This window comes from Methanomicrobia archaeon (genome assembly GCA_016930255.1).
Taxonomy (GTDB): Archaea; Halobacteriota; Syntropharchaeia; order Alkanophagales; family Methanospirareceae; genus JACGMN01.
This window is the reverse complement of the sequence record JAFGHB010000002.1, coordinates 1-4,389: the sequence shown is the minus strand read 5'-3', so window position 1 is coordinate 4,389 and position 4,389 is coordinate 1. Positions and strand designations below refer to the sequence as shown.

Sequence of the window (4,389 nt, the reverse complement as noted above, 5' to 3'; positions counted from 1 at the left end):
GTCTCGCGATGCAGCTTGCTTGATCAACTGCTGCACACGGCGCTCTGTTACCTCATAGACCTGCGCAGCTTTCTTCACGGTGAAAAAGCCTGAACCTACACGGATTATGAGCCATTTGATGTCTTCATTCGTCAGTTTTACCATGCCAGTCGAAGGCATATACTTGCGAAATAATATCTGTACTCCACAGAATTGTCTCGCGATCCCTTTAGCGCAAAGTCTTCACGTACTCACTTACGTTACGGCTGCACCGACATAATCATCTTCGCATGGCGCGGATAGCGCGCGATGAACTTAATCTCGTCTTCCGTTACGGGCTTCTGCGTGTGCACGTTCGCATATCGGACAAGCTCTAATATCTCACGTGCCTCGTCGTCATCCTTGAATTTCAGCTCGTATTTCCCCGCTACGTTCATGAAGCCCTTTATTCCCGAGTATTCGCCCGTCGTTATCAGCCTGCCGGTTTCAAGCATCTCGATATGCCCTCTGCCGACCTCCGTATAGTCGTACAACTCGTAGTTCCTGCTGTCTTTCAGTGCGCCGTCCGCGTGTATACCTGATTCGTGTGCGAATGCGTTTTCGCCGACCGCAGGCTGATTCACCGGAATTGGAACGTGAAATGCCAGAGAAGCGTAGTTACACAACTTCCACGCGCGGCACAAGTCGATATGCTCATCCAGGTGGTAGTTCTTCTCGAACCCGCTGGACTTCCGCACCGCGAGGATCGTGGAGACCAGATCCGCATTACCGGCGCGCTCACCCATTCCATTCACAGTCGTGGTGATGTACGCATCGACTCCTGCATCTATTGCGCCTTTTGCCCCCGCAACTGAGCATGCGACCGCCATGCCCAGGTCGTTATGACAGTGCAATTCGATCGGGATCTTTATTGCCTCTGCAAGCGCTTTTGTTCGATCATATATGGTTAACGGATCGTCATAGCCGATCGTGTCGCAGTATCGTATCCTGTCCGCGCCGTGCTGCTTCGCGACTTCCGCAAACTCAATCAACCCGTTGAGTTCTGTCCGCGAGGCGTCCTCAGCGTTGACGCCGATCGTCTCCGCGCCGTGCTGCTTCGCCGTGTCGACTGCCTCGCCCGTCATCGCTAATATCTCCGTCCAGCGGTACTTGCCCTTGAATTTGCCTTTGATCATCTGTTTCGATGTAGAAATACTCAAATTCAGGTGCTTCAGCTTGGGCACGAGCCGGAATGCTTCCTCGACATCCTCCTTTACTGCCCGTAACCACCCGCTAAGCCAAATGCGCTTCAGAGCGCCTATCTCCACCAGATCGAGATTTGCATTCAAATAATTCGTCTCATGTCGCGTGGCGGGAAACCCAAACTCGCTCTGGAAAATCCCCATCTCATCTAGATACAGGTTCAGCATGGTCTTCTCTAACTTCGCCAAGCCCAATCTCGAGGTCTGCACACCATCCCTGTTCGTAACATCGACTATGTATATCGTATTCTTACCCATCTTTGATGAATCCTCATAGTTCTACGCGCTACACTAATAATGAACGGCATAGAGGTAAAAAATCTTTGAAAAATCGGTGTTCTCTGTGTGGTGGATCACTCACAGCTGACCAAAACGCGTAAAGATTTAATGTATAGCAACGCGTACCTTAATAATAGGAGAAACAGCATCAATTGTCGTTCTAACGATCTAACAAACAGAGAGAGCAGGACTGCGTCCGTCGCTGTAACCTGAGTAAAATGGAGAGAGAAGGGTTTCTGCTGGATGTCGATTATATAACGGAAAAAGGCGAAGATGGGCACGATAGGGCTGTGATACGGCTCTGGTGCAAGAGCACGGATGGTGCGGACTTCGTGGTGTTGGATAGAACGTTTGAGCCGTATTTTTACGCGTTACCCTATTCTTATTCTTCTTTCTATGGCCATCACGACGAGCCGTCTGAGTTAGCCGATAAGAAGCGACTGGTAGAAGAGATTTGTGTATACCGTGAGAACGAAGAGATAGGCGTTAAACGTGTGGAATTCTGCACGAGGAAATTACTCGGGAGTACTCGCAAGGGGTTGAAAATTTTCGCCGCGCATCCGAGCCATGTGCCGCTACTGCGCGAGGTGGTACGGAAACAGGGGCTCATCGTCTTGGAGGCAGATATCCTGTTTGCAATTCGATATATGATCGATAAGGGGCTAAAGCCTTTTGATGGTCTACGTGTGGAAGGCGCGGAGATGGACTTGAACTATGCACATACCGCGGATAGAACGGCCATTCTGGCTTCGAGCATATCGTACAAACAGATGCCGGGGGGCGAGTTGCCACCAGCGCTCAAGACACTCGCGTTTGATTGCGAAATGGCCACACAGGGGCACGGCATGCCCTCGCCGAGAAGAGACCCCATCGTCATCATTTCCGCGGCATTTCACGAGGACGGCGAAATCAAATCGAAGTTATTCGTGCTATCTGACGAAGACTATGCGGCGGGTGATGATGGAACGGTACTCCGCGAGTTTTTGGAGTTCGTCCAAGCGTTCCAGCCCGAGATCATTGTCGGCTACAATTCGGACGGATTCGATTGGCCGTACATACGGGAACGGGCGAAACTGCTCGGCATTCGATTGAATCTGGGTGCTGACGGTAGTTCGGTACGATATGAGCAAGGAAGAATGCTGCCCGGTGTAAATATCGTAGGTAGGCTGAACGTGGACCTGTTCAAGCTTGCGAAGCGCGACCTTGGCAGCGTGAAGGTGAAGACGCTGGAGAATGTAGCGGAATTCCTCGGCGTGTTGCGGAAGGATGAACGGATGAATCTATCGCCGCGCGAGATCAACGAATGTTGGTTCGATGCGTCCGCGCGCGAGAGCCTCTACGAGTACGCGAAGGACGATGCGGTGAGCACGCTGGGCATTGCGGAGAAGATGCTGCCACTGCAACTAGAGCTTTCGAAAATGATCGGCTATCCACTGGACGAGTTAGCAAAAATGGGCAGAGGGCGACAGGTAGAAGCTTTTTTAACTGCAGAGGCTTTTAAACGTGGCGAGCTGGTGCCGTCGAAGACCGGAGGCGAAAAGACCTTCGAGGGTGCGTTCGTGCTGCCTCCCGAGCGGGGCTTGCACGAAGATGTCATCGATCTCGACTTCTCCTCAATGTACCCTACGATCATGATCTCCTTCAATGTCTCGCCCGATACGTTTGTCGAATCGCCAGGACCCGAAGACGACGTTTACAGGGCACCCGAGGTTGGTCACGCATTCAGGAAGACGCCGGACGGCTTTTTCAAACGAATAATGAGCGATTTAATCATGAGACGAGGAGCGCTAAAGGCTGAGATGAAGAGCCACGACAAAAATTCTGATGCGTACCGGGTACTGGACATACAGCAGCAGAGTATAAAAATCCTCACGAACAGTTTCTACGGCTATACCGGCTGGAGCGGCGCGAAATTTTACAAACGGGAGTGCGCCGAGGCGACAACGGCATGGGGCCGGCATTTTATCAAACGAACGGTGCAAATGGCAGAGGATTTCGGGTTAAAAGTCATCTACGGCGATACTGACAGCATATTCGTGAAACTACCGCCTGAACTCGAGGTCGACGGTGATAGGAAGACGGAGCTATTGAAGAAGGCGCGAGAAGCTTCGAAACGGATATCAGAAGAGCTTCCGCTTAATCTCGCACTCGAAGATTTCTTCAAATCTATCTTCTTTACAGGAAAGAAGAAGCGGTATGCGGCGCTCACTGATTCGGAAGAGATCGTGGTTCGCGGCCTGGAAGTACGCCGAGGCGACTGGTGCGAACTGGCAAAAGAAGTGCAGACAAAGGTTATCGAACTCATATTGAAGGAAAAAGACCCTGAAAAGGCTATGCGATACGTTAAGAGTGTCTTAAAGGACTTGAAAGAGGGGCTAATTCCGGTGGATAAGCTCACCATTCACAAAACGCTCACCAGAAAGATAAGCAGCTACGAGACAAAGCAAGCGCATGTTATAGCTGCGGAACGGGCTTTAGCCGCGCACATATCCTATGAAGTGGGCTCTAAGATCCCGTATGTGATAATAAAAGGCGGAGGAAAGACGAGCGACCGCGCATTCCCCGTAGACCTTATAGAGCGCAGCGAGGAGAACGAACTATACGCCGAAGGCCGGAACTATGCGATTGACATCGCGTATTATATTCAGCATCAGATAATACCCGTTGCGCATAGAGTGCTACAACTTTTTGGTTATGACCTATCCTCTTTCGTAGAAGGGGGGCAGAAGACCTTAGGGCAGTGGTTTTGAGGGGGTTCCAGTGGTTAAATGACCGAAAAGCTTTTATATACCCTCCCAATACCTAATTATAGTGATAAAAATGGCTGAACTACCTTTAGCACCTATAACCAGGATAGTAAGGAACGCAGGAGCGGACAGAGTGAGTGAAG

General features: G+C 50.9%; 2 protein-coding genes. One reads left to right on the top strand and one right to left on the bottom strand.

All coding sequences use genetic code 11. From position 1 onward, the window contains the following. Positions 1-239 precede the first annotated feature (239 nt). Positions 240-1,478, bottom strand: a complete 1,239-nt coding sequence (locus tag JW878_00075; GenBank protein ID MBN1761464.1) for a homocitrate synthase — start codon at positions 1,476-1,478, stop codon at positions 240-242. A gap of 239 nt (positions 1,479-1,717) precedes the next feature. Between JW878_00075 and JW878_00070 the strand changes: the two genes are divergently transcribed. Beyond that, positions 1,718-4,249 carry a ribonuclease H-like domain-containing protein gene (locus tag JW878_00070; GenBank protein ID MBN1761463.1) on the top strand — a complete coding sequence of 844 codons (2,532 nt, stop codon included), beginning with the start codon at positions 1,718-1,720 and terminating at the stop codon, positions 4,247-4,249. Positions 4,250-4,389 lie beyond the last annotated feature (140 nt).